Annotated in this window: 12 protein-coding genes and 1 tRNA gene; 5 read left to right on the top strand and 8 right to left on the bottom strand. The window is 64.9% G+C overall.

Features of this window, described 5'->3' with window-relative positions; genetic code table 11:
* Position 1 precedes the first annotated feature (1 nt).
* Positions 2 to 571: an invasion associated locus B family protein gene (locus tag ACSHT2_RS34790; RefSeq protein ID WP_440639645.1), complete on the top strand. Its 570-nt coding sequence runs from the start codon at positions 2 to 4 to the stop codon at positions 569 to 571.
* Positions 572 to 584: 13 nt separating this feature from the next.
* Here ACSHT2_RS34790 and ACSHT2_RS34785 read toward each other — a convergent pair whose 3' ends face one another.
* The gene (locus ACSHT2_RS34785) at positions 585 to 2,873 is read right to left on the bottom strand and encodes an arylsulfatase (protein ID WP_440639643.1); all 2,289 of its coding nucleotides are present in this window, start codon (positions 2,871 to 2,873) and stop codon (positions 585 to 587) included.
* 109 nt (positions 2,874 to 2,982) lie between these two features.
* Here ACSHT2_RS34785 and ACSHT2_RS34780 point away from each other — a divergent pair, with 109 nt between their 5' ends.
* Positions 2,983 to 3,654, top strand: coding sequence for a TetR/AcrR family transcriptional regulator (locus ACSHT2_RS34780; RefSeq protein WP_440639641.1), 672 nt, complete (start codon positions 2,983 to 2,985; stop codon positions 3,652 to 3,654).
* 17 nt (positions 3,655 to 3,671) lie between these two features.
* Here ACSHT2_RS34780 and ACSHT2_RS34775 read toward each other — a convergent pair whose 3' ends face one another.
* From ACSHT2_RS34775 to ACSHT2_RS34745, 7 genes are all read right to left on the bottom strand, one after another.
* Positions 3,672 to 4,034 carry a DUF1428 domain-containing protein gene (locus ACSHT2_RS34775; RefSeq protein WP_319331324.1) on the bottom strand — a complete coding sequence of 121 codons (363 nt, stop codon included), beginning with the start codon at positions 4,032 to 4,034 and terminating at the stop codon, positions 3,672 to 3,674.
* 164 nt (positions 4,035 to 4,198) lie between these two features.
* A tRNA-Gln gene (locus tag ACSHT2_RS34770) sits at positions 4,199 to 4,272 on the bottom strand.
* A gap of 217 nt (positions 4,273 to 4,489) precedes the next feature.
* Entirely contained in the window at positions 4,490 to 5,392 is a 903-nt protein-coding gene (rnz, locus tag ACSHT2_RS34765) for a ribonuclease Z (protein WP_440639640.1), read from the bottom strand.
* Positions 5,393 to 5,422: 30 nt separating this feature from the next.
* Positions 5,423 to 6,406, bottom strand: a complete 984-nt coding sequence (locus ACSHT2_RS34760) for an antibiotic biosynthesis monooxygenase (RefSeq protein WP_440639639.1) — start codon at positions 6,404 to 6,406, stop codon at positions 5,423 to 5,425.
* Positions 6,407 to 6,416: 10 nt separating this feature from the next.
* Positions 6,417 to 7,814 carry a guanine deaminase gene (gene guaD / locus ACSHT2_RS34755; RefSeq protein ID WP_440639638.1) on the bottom strand — a complete coding sequence of 466 codons (1,398 nt, stop codon included), beginning with the start codon at positions 7,812 to 7,814 and terminating at the stop codon, positions 6,417 to 6,419.
* On the bottom strand, positions 7,811 to 9,046 hold the full coding sequence (locus ACSHT2_RS34750; RefSeq protein ID WP_440639636.1) for a multidrug effflux MFS transporter: 1,236 nt from the start codon (positions 9,044 to 9,046) through the stop codon (positions 7,811 to 7,813). The genes guaD and ACSHT2_RS34750 overlap by 4 nt, the downstream gene beginning before the upstream one ends.
* 393 nt (positions 9,047 to 9,439) lie before the next feature.
* On the bottom strand, positions 9,440 to 10,213 hold the full coding sequence (locus tag ACSHT2_RS34745; RefSeq protein ID WP_440639634.1) for an alpha/beta fold hydrolase: 774 nt from the start codon (positions 10,211 to 10,213) through the stop codon (positions 9,440 to 9,442).
* A 146-nt stretch (positions 10,214 to 10,359) separates the two neighbouring features.
* On the opposite strand from ACSHT2_RS34745, the gene ACSHT2_RS34740 reads away from it, so the two are divergent.
* The 3 genes from ACSHT2_RS34740 (at position 10,360) to ACSHT2_RS34730 (ending at position 13,978) form a co-directional block, all read left to right on the top strand.
* Complete coding sequence (locus tag ACSHT2_RS34740; protein ID WP_440639633.1) at positions 10,360 to 11,010, top strand: GntR family transcriptional regulator; 651 nt, start codon at positions 10,360 to 10,362, stop codon at positions 11,008 to 11,010.
* On the top strand, positions 11,007 to 12,536 hold the full coding sequence (locus ACSHT2_RS34735) for an aldehyde dehydrogenase (RefSeq protein ID WP_440639632.1): 1,530 nt from the start codon (positions 11,007 to 11,009) through the stop codon (positions 12,534 to 12,536). The genes ACSHT2_RS34740 and ACSHT2_RS34735 overlap by 4 nt, the downstream gene beginning before the upstream one ends.
* Before the next feature lie 74 nt (positions 12,537 to 12,610).
* Positions 12,611 to 13,978 (top strand): MFS transporter, encoded by a 1,368-nt coding sequence (locus ACSHT2_RS34730; protein WP_440639630.1) that lies wholly within the window; start codon positions 12,611 to 12,613, stop codon positions 13,976 to 13,978.
* Positions 13,979 to 14,184 lie beyond the last annotated feature (206 nt).

Here is a 14,184-nt window from a genome sequence, read left to right as displayed (position 1 = left end):
CATGCTCATGCAACCCAGACTTGTCGCCCTTGCCGCAGCTGTCTTGTTGTCATTTGGCGCCGCGTATGCCCAGCAGGCCGCCAAGAGGAACACCGCGCCCCCTGCCCCGGCCACACAGCCCGCGCCTGCCCCGACGCAATCACAGGCTGACGGCGCTCCTGCGCAACCCGGCTGGATCGTCCGCTGCACCAGCGCCAGCCGCGATGCGCCGCTCGAATGCGCGATGGAGCAGAACGCGGTGCTGACCAAGACCGGCCAGACCGTCCTCCTGATCAACATCCGCATCGCGCCCGACACCCGCACGCCGGTGGCGCTGCTGCAATTGCCGCTTGGCCTCAACCTTCCCATCGGCGCCAAGCTCCAGGTCGACGAGGGCAAGACGGTCGATCTCCAGATCCAGACCTGCGAGAACCGCGGCTGCTACGCCTCGACCCCGGTCGCGCCGGACCTGCTCGCCTCTTTGCGGTCGGGCAAGCAGCTGAAGGTCTCCTTCCAGAACATGGCCAAGGAGACGATCGCGATTCCGATGCCGCTGGGCGATTTCGGGGCAGCTTACGACAAGATCAAGTAACGGGCTTCTTCCGCTATTGCCGCGCCATCTGCGCCTTGCCGACAGCATCGCCATCGAGCTTCTGGTCGTCGTGCATGATGACCGTGACGCGCAGCAGACGTCCCTCGTACTCGAAGGGCGCCTCGTAATCCGACACCGGGCTGCCGCGGTCGCGGCCGATGTCGAGCCCGGACCACGAAATCAGCGTGTGGAAGCCGAGCTGGGTCTGAAGCGAACCCGCGGGCTCGCCATCGATCAGCAGCGTGTATTCCGAGACACCCGTGCGCGCGCCCTTGGCCGGCGGCTCCTTGCGCACAAGCCGTTCGACGTGAACGCCGAGACGCCGCGCGCCCGGCGGCACCTTGCGGTCCGACCGCACGATCTGGTGGCTGCCGCCGATGTTGAGATCGTGCACGAGATGGCCGCCCTTGACGTAAAGGCTGTAGCCCGACGTCGCATCGCCGTGTGAGATCAGCACGCCGTCTGCGCCCGCCTCGCCGATCTCGACATGCGCCTGGATCGTGTAGCTGCGGCTGCGCACATCAGGCGCCACGTCCGTCGGCACATGCCCCATCCCGGCGTGGAAGACGAAGTGCCGGCGTGCGCCGTGAAAGCGCGCGGCATTCTCCGCAAAGCGCGGCCCGAAGCGGTCGTCGAGGGGCAGCACCTTGTGCCTCTCGGCTTCTTCCCACCATGCCGCGATCATCCGGGCAAGGCGCTCCGGCTCCCTGGCCGCGAGGTCGCAGGTCTCGGAGAAGTCCTCGTCGAGATGAAACAGCTCCCATTTGTCGTTCTCGAACGGCGTGCCCGACGGATGAAAGGCAACCGCCTTCCATCCACCGTGCCAGAGCCCGCGATGGCCGAACATCTCGAAATATTGCGGCGAGCTTTTCGAGGGCGCAGACGCCTCCGTGATCGAACGCGCAAAGCTCTCGCCCTCCAGCGGCATTTGCCGGCAGCCCGCGATCGTTGCAGGGGCCTCGATGCCGACCAGCTCCAGCAGCGTCGGCGTGAGATCGCAGGCGTGGACGAACTGGTGCCGCAACTCGCCTCGGCCTGCGATCTTCTTCGGCCAGTTGATCACGAAGGGATCGCGGACGCCGCCGCCATGGGTGTTCTGCTTGTAACGGCGCAACGGCGTGTTCGAGGCCATCGCCCAGCCATGCGGGAAATTGCTGTGCGTGTCTGGCCCGCCGATGTCATCGATGCGGCTGAGCTTTTCAGCGATCGGCTCCGGCTTGAAGTTGAACGGTCCCATTGCGTTGACGAAGCCGAGCGGCCCGCCCTCCTGGCTCGCGCCATTGTCGGACATCACGATGATCACGGTGTTGTCGCGGATACCGGCCGTCTCCAGGAACGAGACGAGGCGGGCAAGATGCCGATCGGAATGGTCGAGCATACCCGCGAAGGCCGCCTGCAGGCGCGTGAAGACGCGGCGCTCGTCGGCCGAATGCTCCTCCCAGGCCTTGACGCCGTCATTGCGCGCCGGCATCCGCGTTGCCTCCGGCACCAGCCCCATGGCTTTCTGGAGCGCCAGCCGCTGCTCGCGCTCGACGTCCCAGCCGTGCGCGAAGGCGGCGTCGTAGCTCATGATGATCTCGGCCGGCGCCTGATGCGGCGCGTGGCAGGCGCCGAGCGCGACCCAGGTGAGCCAGGGGACATCCGGACGGTCGGCATGGTGATCGCCGATGAAGCGGATGGTCTGGTCGATCAGATCCTCGGTCAGATGATAACCCTCGGCATGGGTGCCCGGCGGATCGATATGCGTGTTGTCGGAGACGAGCTCCGGCGCATATTGGTCGGTCTCGGCATCGAGAAAGCCGTAGAAGCGGTCGAAGCCGCGCCCGAGCGGCCAGCCGTCGAACGGACCGGTGGCGCCACTCTCGGTCAGCGGCGTGACATGCCATTTGCCGACCATATAGTTGCGGTAGCCGTGCACGCGCAGCATCTCGGCGAGCGTCCCCGCCTCGCGCGCGATCTTGCCGCGATAGCCGGGATAACCGGAATCGAAATTGGCAAGACAGCCGACGCCGACCGAATGATGGTTGCGCCCGGTGAGCAGCGCCGCGCGCGTGGTCGAGCACATGGCCGTGGTGTGGAAGCCGCTGTAACGCAGGCCTTCCGCGGCGAGCTTGTCGATGGTCGGCGTCCTGATCGCCGAGCCGTAGCAGCCGAAATCGGAGAAGCCGACATCGTCGAACAACACCACCAGGATGTTCGGCGCGCCCTCGGGCGGCTTCACGGCCTCCGGCCACCAGGGCCGTGAATCCGCTATGGTCTTGCCGACGGTGCCGCGGAACGACGCGGTGCTTCCTGCGCTCATCTGCTCCTCCCTGTGCCATGCCCGGCGGTCGCGGTTGACCCGCAGCTTGCCCAGGCTTAAAATCATAATCAGAATTATGATTATGAAATTGACCGGGATGCAAGCACGGATGAGGCCACGTTCGGTGCCCGAGCTTCGCGATTTCGACCTACCCGGAGTCGCCCCGTCGCGGCAGAAGCGCAGCCGCGAGACGACCCTGGCGCTGCTGCGCGCCGGCGCCGACATGCTGCGGACGCGCAGCCTTGCCGAGCTCTCGATCGAGGCGCTCTGCGCCGAGGTCGGCGCCACTGTCGGCGCCTTCTACAGCCGTTTCGAGAGCAAGGAGGCCTATTTCAACGCCCTGATGGCGCTGGCCGCGCGCGACGGCGAGCAGCGGCTGGGCGAGATCAGGCGCCCGTCACCGGATACGAGCCTCGACCAGCTCTGCCAGATCATCGTCAGCGGCATCGTGGCCTGGATGCGCAGCCACGAGGGCGTGCTGCGCGCCACGCTCCAGCATGACGACACCCGCCCGGACAAATGGACGCCGTTCAAGGCGCTCGCCCAGGCGACCACGATGCGCGCAACCCCTCTCCTGTTGCCGGCCATGGGCAAGGGCCGCAAAGCGGCAAAAGCCCGCGTCATCGCCTTCGGCTTCCAGGTCGTGCTGGGCACGCTGGTGAACGCGATTCTCAACGATCCCGGGCCGCTGTCGCTTTCGTCGAAAGAGATGGAGACGCGGCTCGCCGGCTGCCTGTCGCTGTTGCTGCAGGCGGAGGTCGGTCAACCTGCCGCGAAATAGGCTTTCCGCGCCTGCTGTCAGCCAACGATATCGTTCGCCCGGAGCAGCGTCGTGAAGCCGCCATAGATCATGCGCTTGCCGTCGAACGGCATGCCCTCGAACTTCATCCGCGGGTCCTCCATCACCTTCTTGTTGACGGCATCGCGGGTCTCCCGGTCGCGGTAGACGATCCAGGCGAACACCACGACCTCGTCCTCTTTCGCCATCACCGCGCGCGGAAACGAGGTGAGCTCTCCATAAGGAACGTCATCACCGATGCATTCGACATAATCGAGCGCGCCGTGCTCCATCCAGAGCGCGCAGGCGGTCTTCGCTAGCACCTTGTAGGCCTCGATCTTGTCCTTCGGCACGGCAAGAATGAAACCATCGACATAGGGCATCAGGGATCTCCTTGGGTTGTACGGCCCAAGGACGATACAGTTCGCGCTTATCCGACTCGGAAACACGAATGCGAGATGAGGCAAAGCGTCGCGAGCGCCGACGCGGCCGATCAACGTGCCATCCTGCTCGGGATCTGAACTACACCTTGGGAAGGACCGGGAGCTGGCTGGGGAACCTGGATTCGAACCAAGACAAACAGAGTCAGAGTCTGTTGTGCTACCGTTACACCATTCCCCACCGAAGCGCTTGAAATCGCTAAGCTTTCTTCGGAAGTCCTGCGAGGCTGGCTGAAGTTCTGCAAATCAGCGCTCGCAGGCCGCTCATATAGCCGCGCTGACCTTCGCGGTCCAGTCCTTCTGTGAACATCGTCGCGTGTTCTCGCTGCGTTCACGCTCGAGCGAAACGCGTCTTGCTGCTCCTTTTCGGCCGGTCTCATGACCTCGCGACGGGCTGATCAGACGACGATGCGATCGAAGTCCGCGGCGATCCGGGTACTCGGGAAGATCTTTGCGGCTTCGGCGAGAATCTCCTCGTCTTCGTAGCGTCCGGACATGTGCGTCAGCACGAGCTGCCCGACATTATTCGTGGCTGCAAAGAAAGCCGCTTCTGCCGCGGTGAGATGGCCGTAGCTCCGCGCGGTCGGCGCGTCACGATCGAGGAACGTCGCCTCGATCACCATCACGTTGGCGCCGGCAACGTATTGCGACAGCCCCTCGGTGGTCTCGGTGTCGCCGATCACGACGAGCTTCCTGCCGCCGCTCGGCGGGCCAAGGACGTCTTCCGGGTCGACGGTTCGGTCGGCAAGCACGACCGGGCGACCCGCGGCCAATTCGCCGCGCAAGGGACCGTCGGGAACACCAAGCGCCATGAGCCGATCGGGCCGAAGACGACGGCGCGCGGGGCTCTGGAATACGAAACCAAAACTGTCGGTGTCGCGATGGCGGACCGGAAAACAGTCGATGGTGAATTCACCGGCATCGATGACCTGCCCTGCGGTCAGCGGTGCGAACTCGACCGCGATGGGCGCCCGGCCCGCGCCCCACAGACCTGCGAGCATTCGGATGACGATGTCGAGCGTTCCTTCCCCGCCGTGAATTGTCATCACGTCGGAGGTCTGCCGCAGGCCCAGCGTCGAGAAGAGGCCGGGAATGCCGAGTACGTGATCGAGATGAGCGTGCGTCAGCAGGATGCGGTCGAGCCGCCGAAAGCCGGCGCCGCTGCGCAGCAACTGGCGCTGCGTGCCCTCGCCGCAATCAATCAGGACACGCTTGCCCGCGGCTTCCACGAGGAGCGCCGGATGATTGCGCTCGGCCGAGGGAACGCTGGCGGAGGTGCCGAGAAATGTCAGGGCGAACATGGTCGTCACGCGGTCCGGCTGTGGACGGTCTCACCGCCCCCAATGCCACGTGAGCAGCAGCGCGTACAGGGCCATCGACGCGACGTAGAGCGCTACAAGCAGCGCATAGCCCGCGATCTGGCGGCCGAGCGTCGCCTTCGACGTCACCCACCAGTCGAGCGCCCTGAAGGCTGCGGGCACCAGCCACCAGCCGAGCAGCTGGGTGCTCACGAGATTGCCGACGAACAGCGACAGCCAGACCGGCACGCCGTTTCTGTCGATCAAGGGCGCGCTGATGAAATAGCCCCAGAGATAGACCACGGGATAGAGCACCAGGAGGACGATCAGGTTGCTCTTCCAGATGAAGCCGGGCCCTCGCTCGGAAGCCTCCGTCTTGCCGGCCGGAAACCAGAAATTGAAGCCGTAGCTCGCCCGCTTCACGTTCATGCCGGCGTTGAAGCGCTCGCCCTCCTTCAGCAGCGTCTGCCGCAAGGGCGAGTCGAGCCATGCATTGAGATTGGCATCAGAGTCGAACGACAGGATGATGATCCATTCGTCGTGCAGGCCCGGAATCGGCCGCTCGATCTTGTGGCGCAGGAAACCCTTGAACTCGGCCTCCGCCGCCTGGATGCGTTGCTGCCATTTCAGGAACGCATCCTCGAGCCCATCGGGGACTTTGAAAGAGATGACCGCCGAGACAGCGCTGTCGCGCTGGATGCCGGTGTCGGGCAGGATTTGGACGTCCTCCGAACCGACGAAGAAGCGCTGCACCTGCCCGATCAGTTTCGCCCGCTCCTCGCTCTGGAGCCAGGCGCGTGCTGCGGCCGGGCTGGCGAAACGCAGGATCGTCACCCAGTCCACATGCGCCGGCGGCTGTGGCGGCACTACCTCCTGGCCGAGGAAGCCGGGCCATGCCTTGAGCACCTCGCCAACCTCGCCGTTCCACCGCGCGAACGCGGCAAAGCCATCGTCGGCGACGCGGCGCTGGATGACGAGGGCGACCGGCTGGCGGGCCGTGTCGGGGGATGCGCTCATCGCGGCCGCCTCAACTCTTCTTGTAGAGACGCTTGCCCATCACCCAGGTCTCGTCGACGCAGCGATCGTCGCCGACCATCATCACGGCGAACAGCATGCTCGCGGCCTCATCCATCGTGTGCGGGCCGGCGCCGTCGGCGATCAGCGACTGATGCCACGCTTGCGCGGCCTGCCCGCCGCTCGGATCGAGCGCCACGAAATCGGCCTCCTTGCCGGGCTCGAAATTGCCGAGCTTGTCGTCGATGTAGAGACCTTCTGCACCACCGAGCGTGATCGACCAGAAGCCGCGATAGGGCGAGAGCTTGTTGCGTTCGGCCTCGGCGATATCCTTGCGGGCCGGATCGATGCTGCCGTCGAGCAGCGTGTTGTTGCACATGCCGACCTTGTAGGCATCGTCCAGTACGGAGATCATCGAGAAGCGGTTGCCGCCGCCGACGTCGGTGCCGAACGACATCTTCACGCGATGCTCGGGATCGGTGGCGCGGCCGAGGCGGAACAGGCCGCTGCCGAGGAACAGGTTCGAGCACGGGCAGAACACCACCGCGGCGCCCTTCTTCGACATGCGGCGGAACTCGTTGTTGGAGAGATAGACGCCGTGGCCGCCGGAGAACTTTGGACCGACCAGGTCGAACTTCTCGTAGACGCCGAGATAGTCCTGGCAATCCGGATGCTCGACCAGCACGCCGCTGCATTCGGCCGGGTTCTCGGAGATGTGGGTGTTGACCCAGCAGTCCGGGTGCTCGTGCTTGAGGCGCTGACACGCTCTCAGCAGTTCCGGCGAGGCGCCGAAGGCGAAGCGCGGCGTGATGGCGTAGAGGTTGCGGCCCCTGTTGTGGTACTGCGCGATCAGCCGCTTGCTGTCGCGATAGAAATTGTCGGGCGTGTCGACATAGTCGGCCGGCGCGTTGCGATCGATGCCGGTGAGGCCCGCGATGACTCGCATGTTGCGGCGGGCTGCCTCCTCGAACAGCTCCTCGGTCGAGACCGGCGAAGAGCTCGTGAACGCCTGGCAGGTGGTGGTACCGGAGGCCAGCAACGCGTCGAGGAAGCGCTTCACGCCCTCACGCGCATAGTTGCGGTCCTTGTATTTGAGCTCTTCCGGATAGATCCACATCTGGAGCCACGGCAACAGCTGCTCGCCGTAGGCGCCGAGCACGCGGGTCTGCGGAAGGTGGATATGGCCGTCGATGAACCCCGGGACGATGATGCGGTCCCTGATATGGGTGATCTCGACGTTCGGATGCGCGGCGGCGACCTTGTCGTACGACCCGAACGCCTTGATGATTCCGTCGGTGACGACCATGAGGCCGTCCTGATGAAAGCGCGCGGCCGCCTGTTCGTTGCCGACGTGCTTCCAGGGATCGTCGACGAAGTCGAAGAACGTGCCGCGAATACCGACGGTGGTCATGATTTGGTTCCTTCTAAATTCTGTATGGCGTCGCGCGCCGAGGGCAGCGAGATCGCGAGCAGCGCTCCGGCGGCGGCGCAGAGAGCGAGGTAGAGCCATCCGATCGGCGCCTGCGTCGCCTCGGGCAACACTGCCGCGATCGCCATGACACCGCTTACGGCGAGATAGCAGAGCGCGCTGATGAGGCCGCCGATCAGGCCGTGGTCGCGCTCGAACAGGCCGAGCGCCATGCCGTACATCATCGGACACAGCACGCCGCAGCCGCCGAGCACCAGCGCACCGCCGATCGTGATTGACATGAAATCCAGACCGAGGGTCATGCCTGTTACGGTCAGGACCACCGCACCGGCAAGAAACAGCGCGAAGGCGCCGAGGCCAAGCATGCGTGCCGGGATGAAGCGTGCGAAATGCGCGCAGCCCAGTTCGCCTGCGAGATTGACGCCGCCAAGCCCGAGCGCGACGAGGCCGTAGATGGCCGCCGAATAGCCGAGGCCGGTCTGGTAGAAGAACGGCGCGACGACGCCGAACGCCAGCTGCGCGCTCGCCGCCGCGGCAAAGACCAGCACGAAAGCCAGGAAGCTCCGGCGAACGAGTGCCTCGCGCAAGATACCGGCAGTGCGGCGCGGATCGAACGGCGCACGTCGTTCCGCTGGCAACGTTTCAGGCAGAAGAAATACGACGATCGTGGCAACGATTGCTGCGGCGATGGCAATGACGACGAAGACACCGCGCCAGGACGTCAGCTCGACGATGAAGCCGCCGGCTGCCGGCGCAAGCACGGGCGCCAATCCCCAGGCGGCTCCAAGCAGACCCGAAACCGCCGTGAGCTCGCGGCCGCGGAAGCAATCGGCGGCGACCGCATAGGCGACGACGAGACAGGTGCAGCCGCCGATGCCTTGGAGGAAGCGCAACGCAAGCAGCAGCGAGGCGCTGGTGGCGAGCGCACAGGCGATGCTCATCGCGATCAGCACCGAGAGCCCTGCGAGCAGGACGTTGCGGCGGCCGAGCGTGTCGGAGGCGATGCCGACCGGCACCAGCGCGAGACTCATGCCGAGCATGTAGGCGGTGACTGTGTTCTGCATCGACGCCGCGTCAGCGGCGAGATCCGCCACCATCTGCGGCAGGCCTGGCGTATAGGCATCGAGCGGAATCTGGCTGAACGGCACGACGCACAACAGGATCGGCACGATCCCATCCTTCGCGCGACCAGCGTCCGAAGCAAGTGCAGTCATCGCTTACGCCCCTCGATGTCCGCGGATCTCGTCTTTTCGTGCGCGCGATGAGACGCGACGATGCAGGTTGCGGATATTGACGCGCGGAGCGTGCCAGAACTGTGTGTAGAAACTCTTAGGAGGTCCCGTAGCGATACGGACTCTGACAGCTGATGCTGTGGCGCGGAGCGCGCTGACAAAAAACGCGAAAACAACCCCATGCAAAGTAGAAATCACTGAAGAATTTCGTCCGCCGCGACTCTTGCCCTGTCGGCACGAAGGTTTGACTCGTCGGGCAAAACAGGCGCAGAATTACATCATCGCCAATTGCGAGTTCGTCGTTGCACCGACGCCATTAACCGCTCGGAAGGCATCGCTGTTTCCGATACGCGACCGGCTCCGGCCGGGCGAAGATCAGCGCAAGAATCCCTCGAGAGCTCCGAGAAACTGCCGCGGCGATTGAAGCTGCGGCACGTGCGCGCATCCTGGAATGATCTTGAGCTCGGCGTGCGGCAACCCGGCAGCCAGCTCGTGCGACATCGGCGGAGGCGTTGCTTCGTCGTGCTCGCCGACCAGAACGAGGACCGGAACTTTCACCGCGGCAAGCTCGGCGCGGAGATCGAGGCCGGCCAACGCATCGCATGCGCTGCAAAACACATCGGGATCGGTCCGTAGGAATGCTGCACGACGATCCTGCATCAGCTCCGGATGCCGCGCCTGAAACTCGGGCGCGAACAGGCGCCGCATCGCGACGTCAGTGATGGCCTCCAGCCCCTTTGCCCGGGACACCTTCGCCATGTTGCGAAATGCCTCGCGTCCGGGCTCCGAAAAGGCCGCGCCGCAATCAGCGAGAACAAGCCGGCTGACGATCTTCGGATGCCGGATCGCCATCTGCAGGGCGACGAAGCCGCCATAGCCATTGCCGAGCACGATCGACGGCGCGCCGCCCGCGGCATCCCGCACAGCCTCTGCCATCCGGTCCGCGACAGCAGCAAGTCCGCCCTCGACCGCGCGTGAACGGCCGAACCCGGGCAACTCCGGCACGATGATTCGAAACGATCCCGCAAGCTCCGGCACGATCGCATCGAAGCTGGCCCGATCCGATAGCAGCGAATGGAAAAGAAAGAGCGGCGGCCCCTCGCCCGATTGCGCGGCGTTGACGGTCCCGTTGGCAAGAAGCCTGTCCATATTCCGGTCTTTCCCTCGCTTCGTCGGCGGCTGGCATGCCGCGGAGGCCCTTGATTGATAAATCAACTGTCAGGGAATTCAAGCATTTGGCTCTTGACGTGAAATATCAGGATTGTCAGATTATGGCCAACGAGGTCAAAAGAATCATGCTTTTGCGCGAAAATATCTACGATCTTCTCAGAGCTGATATTTTAGCTTGCCGCCTTACGCCGGGCGATGAAATGCGCGAGCAGGACCTTGCCGAGCGCTATTCGGTGAGCCGGCAACCGGTCCGGGACGCGCTTCTGCGGCTCCAACGCGAGCACCTCGTGACGGTGCAGCCGCGCCAGGGCTACCGAGTGACGCCAATCTCGCTCTCCGATGCCCGCGATCTCCTGCGCTTCCGCCTCGCACTGGAGCCGGCCTGCGTCGCTGAAGCGATCGAGAGCGCTCCCGACAGCGTCTTGAAATCGCTCGACGAATTCCGCCGCTTCTCGGGCAATCACGAGGACTTCATCGCCTACAATCGCGGCTTCCACACTGCGCTGGCCCATGCCTCCAGCAATCGCCGCATGGCGACGGCGCTGTGCGACCTGATCGGCCAGGCCGACCGGCTGGTCCGCGTCAGCATTTCCAACCTGAAGGGCCACGACCCCGCAAAGCTCGTCGCAGAGCACGTCGCACTGATCGACGCCATGCAGCAGCGCGAAACGCGCACCGCGGCGCGCATCATCAAGGCTCACATCGGGGACACCGAAAAACGCGTTCTGCCGGCGCTCAAGCGCAACGCCGTCATCGTCGAGGAGAGGTCATCATGAACGTTCCGTCGAAACCCGCGTCGATCGACGTCGAAACCCACGGCAATTTCATCGATGGACGGGAAGTCGAGGCCGGAGGCGGTGCGATGCTGGATATTCGCAATCCCGCGACCGGCGACGTCATTGCCCGCATTCCCAATTCAACCGCTGAGGATATCGACCGCGCCATGAAAAGCGCGCGCGCCGCGTTCGACGGCAAGGCCTGGGGCGGCATGGACACCCGCGCCAGGGCCAGACTGGTCAACAAGCTCGCCGATGCGTTCGAGGCCAATCTCGACAGCCTGTATCGGCTCGAGACTCTCAACAACGGCCGCCCGGTCAACGAGACCCGCGCCCAGCTCTCCCGCCTGCCCGATTTCTTCCGCTATTTCGCCGGCCTCGCTTTGTCACGCCGTGACTCCGTGATCCCCGTCGAAGGCGCCTATCTGAACTACACGCTCCGCACGCCGATCGGCATCGTCGCCAATTGCACCCCATTCAATCACCCCCTGATGATCCTGTGCAAGTCGCTCGCCGTGGTGCTGGCGACCGGGTGCGTCACCGTGGTGAAGCCGTCCGAATACACGCCGCTCACGACCTTGAAGCTCGCGCAGATCTTCACTGAGGCGGGCCTGCCGCCCGGCGTCTTCAATATCGTGCTCGGCCTCGGCCCGAGCGCCGGCAAGATGCTGGCCGAGCACGGCGACATCAACAAGCTGGTCCTGACCGGCGGCACCGAGGCAGGCCGCATCGCCGGCAGCGCAGCCGCAAAAGTGTTCGCGCATCAGACCATGGAGCTTGGCGGCAAGACGCCGGTGATGGTGTTCGACGATTTCGACGTCGACCGCGCCGTCAACTATGCCGCCTTCGGCGCCTTCATCGGCGCCGGGCAGACCTGCGTCTGCGCCTCGCGCCATCTCGTCCAGGCCTCGATCTACGACGAGTTCGTCGAGAAGCTGCAGGCCAAGACCCGCACGATCCGCGTCGGCGATCCTTTTGATCCCAGCACCCAAATGGGCCCAGTGATCTCGGCCAAGCAGCGCGACCGCGTTCTCGCCTATGCGGGCTATGGTCACGCCGACGGCGCGCGTCTCGTCACCGGCGGCGTTGCCGCCAAGGTGCCGGGCCACGACAACGGATATTTCGTGGAGCCAACGGTCTTCGCCGACGTCAAATCCGACATGCGCATCTTCCAGGAGGAAGTGTTCGGTCCCTTCACCTCGGTGACACCGTTCAAGGACGAGGCCGATGCGCTCAGGCTTGCCAACGACTCGCCCTTCGGCCTCGCCGCAGCGATCCGTACCCGCGACGTCGCCCGCGCCCACCGTGTCGCCGCCTCCGTCAAGGCCGGCATCGTCTGGATCAACGATCATCACCGCCTCGACCCGGCCTCGCCCTGGGGCGGCGTCGACGATTCCGGCATCGGCCGCGAATGCGGCACCGAAAGCTTCAACGACCATTTCAACACCAAGAGCGTGATGGTCGCGACCCACGAGCAGCCGTTCGACTGGTACCGCGACACGGCCAGTCAAAAGCGACTGAACTAGCAGTACTGCAAGCGGCCGACCGCCCATAGAAGGCGGGCCGCATCAACCAGAATGACAGTCAAGGGAGAGCGTCAATGTCGACATCGGTAAACGCGGGTGGCCGCCTCGATCGGCTGCCGGTCGGGCCATTCCACCGCCGCATCATGCTGCTGATCGGCATCGGCATGTTCTTCGACGGCTTCGACATTTACATCGCCGGAACCGTGCTCAGCGTCACGCTGAAATCAGGCTTTTCGACGCTCGCTCAGAACGCGGCCTTCATCTCCGCGACGTTCGTCGGCATGATGCTGGGGTCGTTCGGCACCGGCTTCCTTGGCGACCGCTACGGTCGCCGATTCACGTATCAGTTCAATCTCCTTCTTTTCGGTATCGCTTCCCTTGCCGCGGCATTCGCGCCGAACATGGCCTTCCTGATCGCCTGCCGCTTCGTGATGGGCGTCGGGCTCGGCGCGGAGAACGTCGTCGGCTATTCGACGATGACGGAGTTCGTGCCCGCCCGCACCCGCGGCAAATGGCTCGGCCTCACCGCCGTCTGCGTCGTAACGGGCCTGCCAGCAGCACTTTTGATCGCATCCGTGCTCGTTCCGCAATTCGGCTGGCGCTCGATGTTCGTGCTCGGCGGCATCGGCGCGCTCGTCGTCTGGTACATGCGCAAGTCGCTGCCGGAATCCCCGCGCTGGCTCGAAGCCGTGGGACGCACCGCCGAGGCGGAAGCGTTGATGCAGGCGATCGAGAAGGAAGCGGCGCAAGGACAGCCCTTGCCTGCTCCAGCGCCCACGACACCCGCTCCGGTCGCTCCCGATCTCGGCACGTTATTCACACCGCCCTTGCTGTCGCGGATGATCGTCGGCGCCGTCTGCCTGATCACGATCAACACCCTGCTCTATGGCTTCGTGACCTGGCTGCCCGTGTTCTTCGTCAAGCAGGGCCTGTCGGTCGCGACATCGTTCGGCTATTCGCTGCTGATGGCGCTCGGCGCGCCGATCGGCGCGGCCATCGGCGCATTGACCGCCGACCGCTGGGGCCGCAAGCCAACGATCATCGGCGCGTCGCTGATCGCGGTGGCGCTGGGCATCCTCTATCCCATGATCTCGGATCCGATCCTGCTGCCGGCCGTGGGCTTCGCGCTGACCGTGCCGATCTATGTGCTGGTCGCGCTCCTGTTTGGCATCTACATCCCCGAACTGTTTCCGACCGAGGTTCGCCTGCGCGCCTCCGGCCTCGTCAACACGCTGGGGCGCGGCGCCACGATCGTCACGCCGTTCCTCGTTGTCTCGCTGTTCGAGTCGCGCGGCGTGGCCGGCGTGATGGCGCTGATGATCGGGCTGCTGGTGGTGCAGATCATCACGGTCTGGGCCCTCGGCATCGAGCCCCGGCATCGCAGCCTCGAGGAGCTCAAGGCGGAGGAAACGGCCGCGCCGGTGCTCAAGGAGGCGTCCTGAACCGGGCTCTCGGTTCAATCGCAGTCGCTCCTATCCCAGGCCGGAGCTCCGCTAGTCTCCACACCGTCGCGGGCGTGTCCCGGCCACCAGCCTTGTCGTGCAGCAATGAGAACGTGGATGCCCGGGACAAGCCCGGGCATCACGACGAGATGCGATAGCCCCGCCCCCGATCGGCGGGCAGATCTGGTTCCCGTTGCGCCGCCTCC

Origin of the sequence: Bradyrhizobium sp. PUT101 (genome assembly GCF_052043945.1) — a bacterium.
Classification (GTDB): Bacteria; Pseudomonadota; Alphaproteobacteria; order Rhizobiales; family Xanthobacteraceae; genus Bradyrhizobium.
Note: the sequence above shows the minus strand (reverse complement) of the source record. Positions and strands in the feature narration are given on the sequence as shown.

Excerpts from the sequence above, each read along its gene's own strand:
- ACSHT2_RS34735 (WP_440639632.1), top strand. The coding sequence starts at position 11,007 with ATGAACGTTCCGTCGAAACCCGCGTCGATCGACGTCGAAACCCACGGC.
- ACSHT2_RS34780 (WP_440639641.1), top strand. The coding sequence starts at position 2,983 with ATGAGGCCACGTTCGGTGCCCGAGCTTCGCGATTTCGACCTACCCGGA.
- ACSHT2_RS34775 (WP_319331324.1), bottom strand. The coding sequence starts at position 4,034 with ATGCCCTATGTCGATGGTTTCATTCTTGCCGTGCCGAAGGACAAGATC.
- ACSHT2_RS34730 (WP_440639630.1), top strand. The coding sequence starts at position 12,611 with ATGTCGACATCGGTAAACGCGGGTGGCCGCCTCGATCGGCTGCCGGTC.
- guaD (WP_440639638.1), bottom strand. The coding sequence starts at position 7,814 with ATGACCACCGTCGGTATTCGCGGCACGTTCTTCGACTTCGTCGACGAT.
- rnz (WP_440639640.1), bottom strand. The coding sequence starts at position 5,392 with ATGTTCGCCCTGACATTTCTCGGCACCTCCGCCAGCGTTCCCTCGGCC.
- ACSHT2_RS34750 (WP_440639636.1), bottom strand. The coding sequence starts at position 9,046 with ATGACTGCACTTGCTTCGGACGCTGGTCGCGCGAAGGATGGGATCGTG.
- ACSHT2_RS34760 (WP_440639639.1), bottom strand. The coding sequence starts at position 6,406 with ATGAGCGCATCCCCCGACACGGCCCGCCAGCCGGTCGCCCTCGTCATC.
- ACSHT2_RS34740 (WP_440639633.1), top strand. The coding sequence starts at position 10,360 with ATGCTTTTGCGCGAAAATATCTACGATCTTCTCAGAGCTGATATTTTA.
- ACSHT2_RS34745 (WP_440639634.1), bottom strand. The coding sequence starts at position 10,213 with ATGGACAGGCTTCTTGCCAACGGGACCGTCAACGCCGCGCAATCGGGC.
- ACSHT2_RS34790 (WP_440639645.1), top strand. The coding sequence starts at position 2 with ATGCTCATGCAACCCAGACTTGTCGCCCTTGCCGCAGCTGTCTTGTTG.
- ACSHT2_RS34785 (WP_440639643.1), bottom strand. The coding sequence starts at position 2,873 with ATGAGCGCAGGAAGCACCGCGTCGTTCCGCGGCACCGTCGGCAAGACC.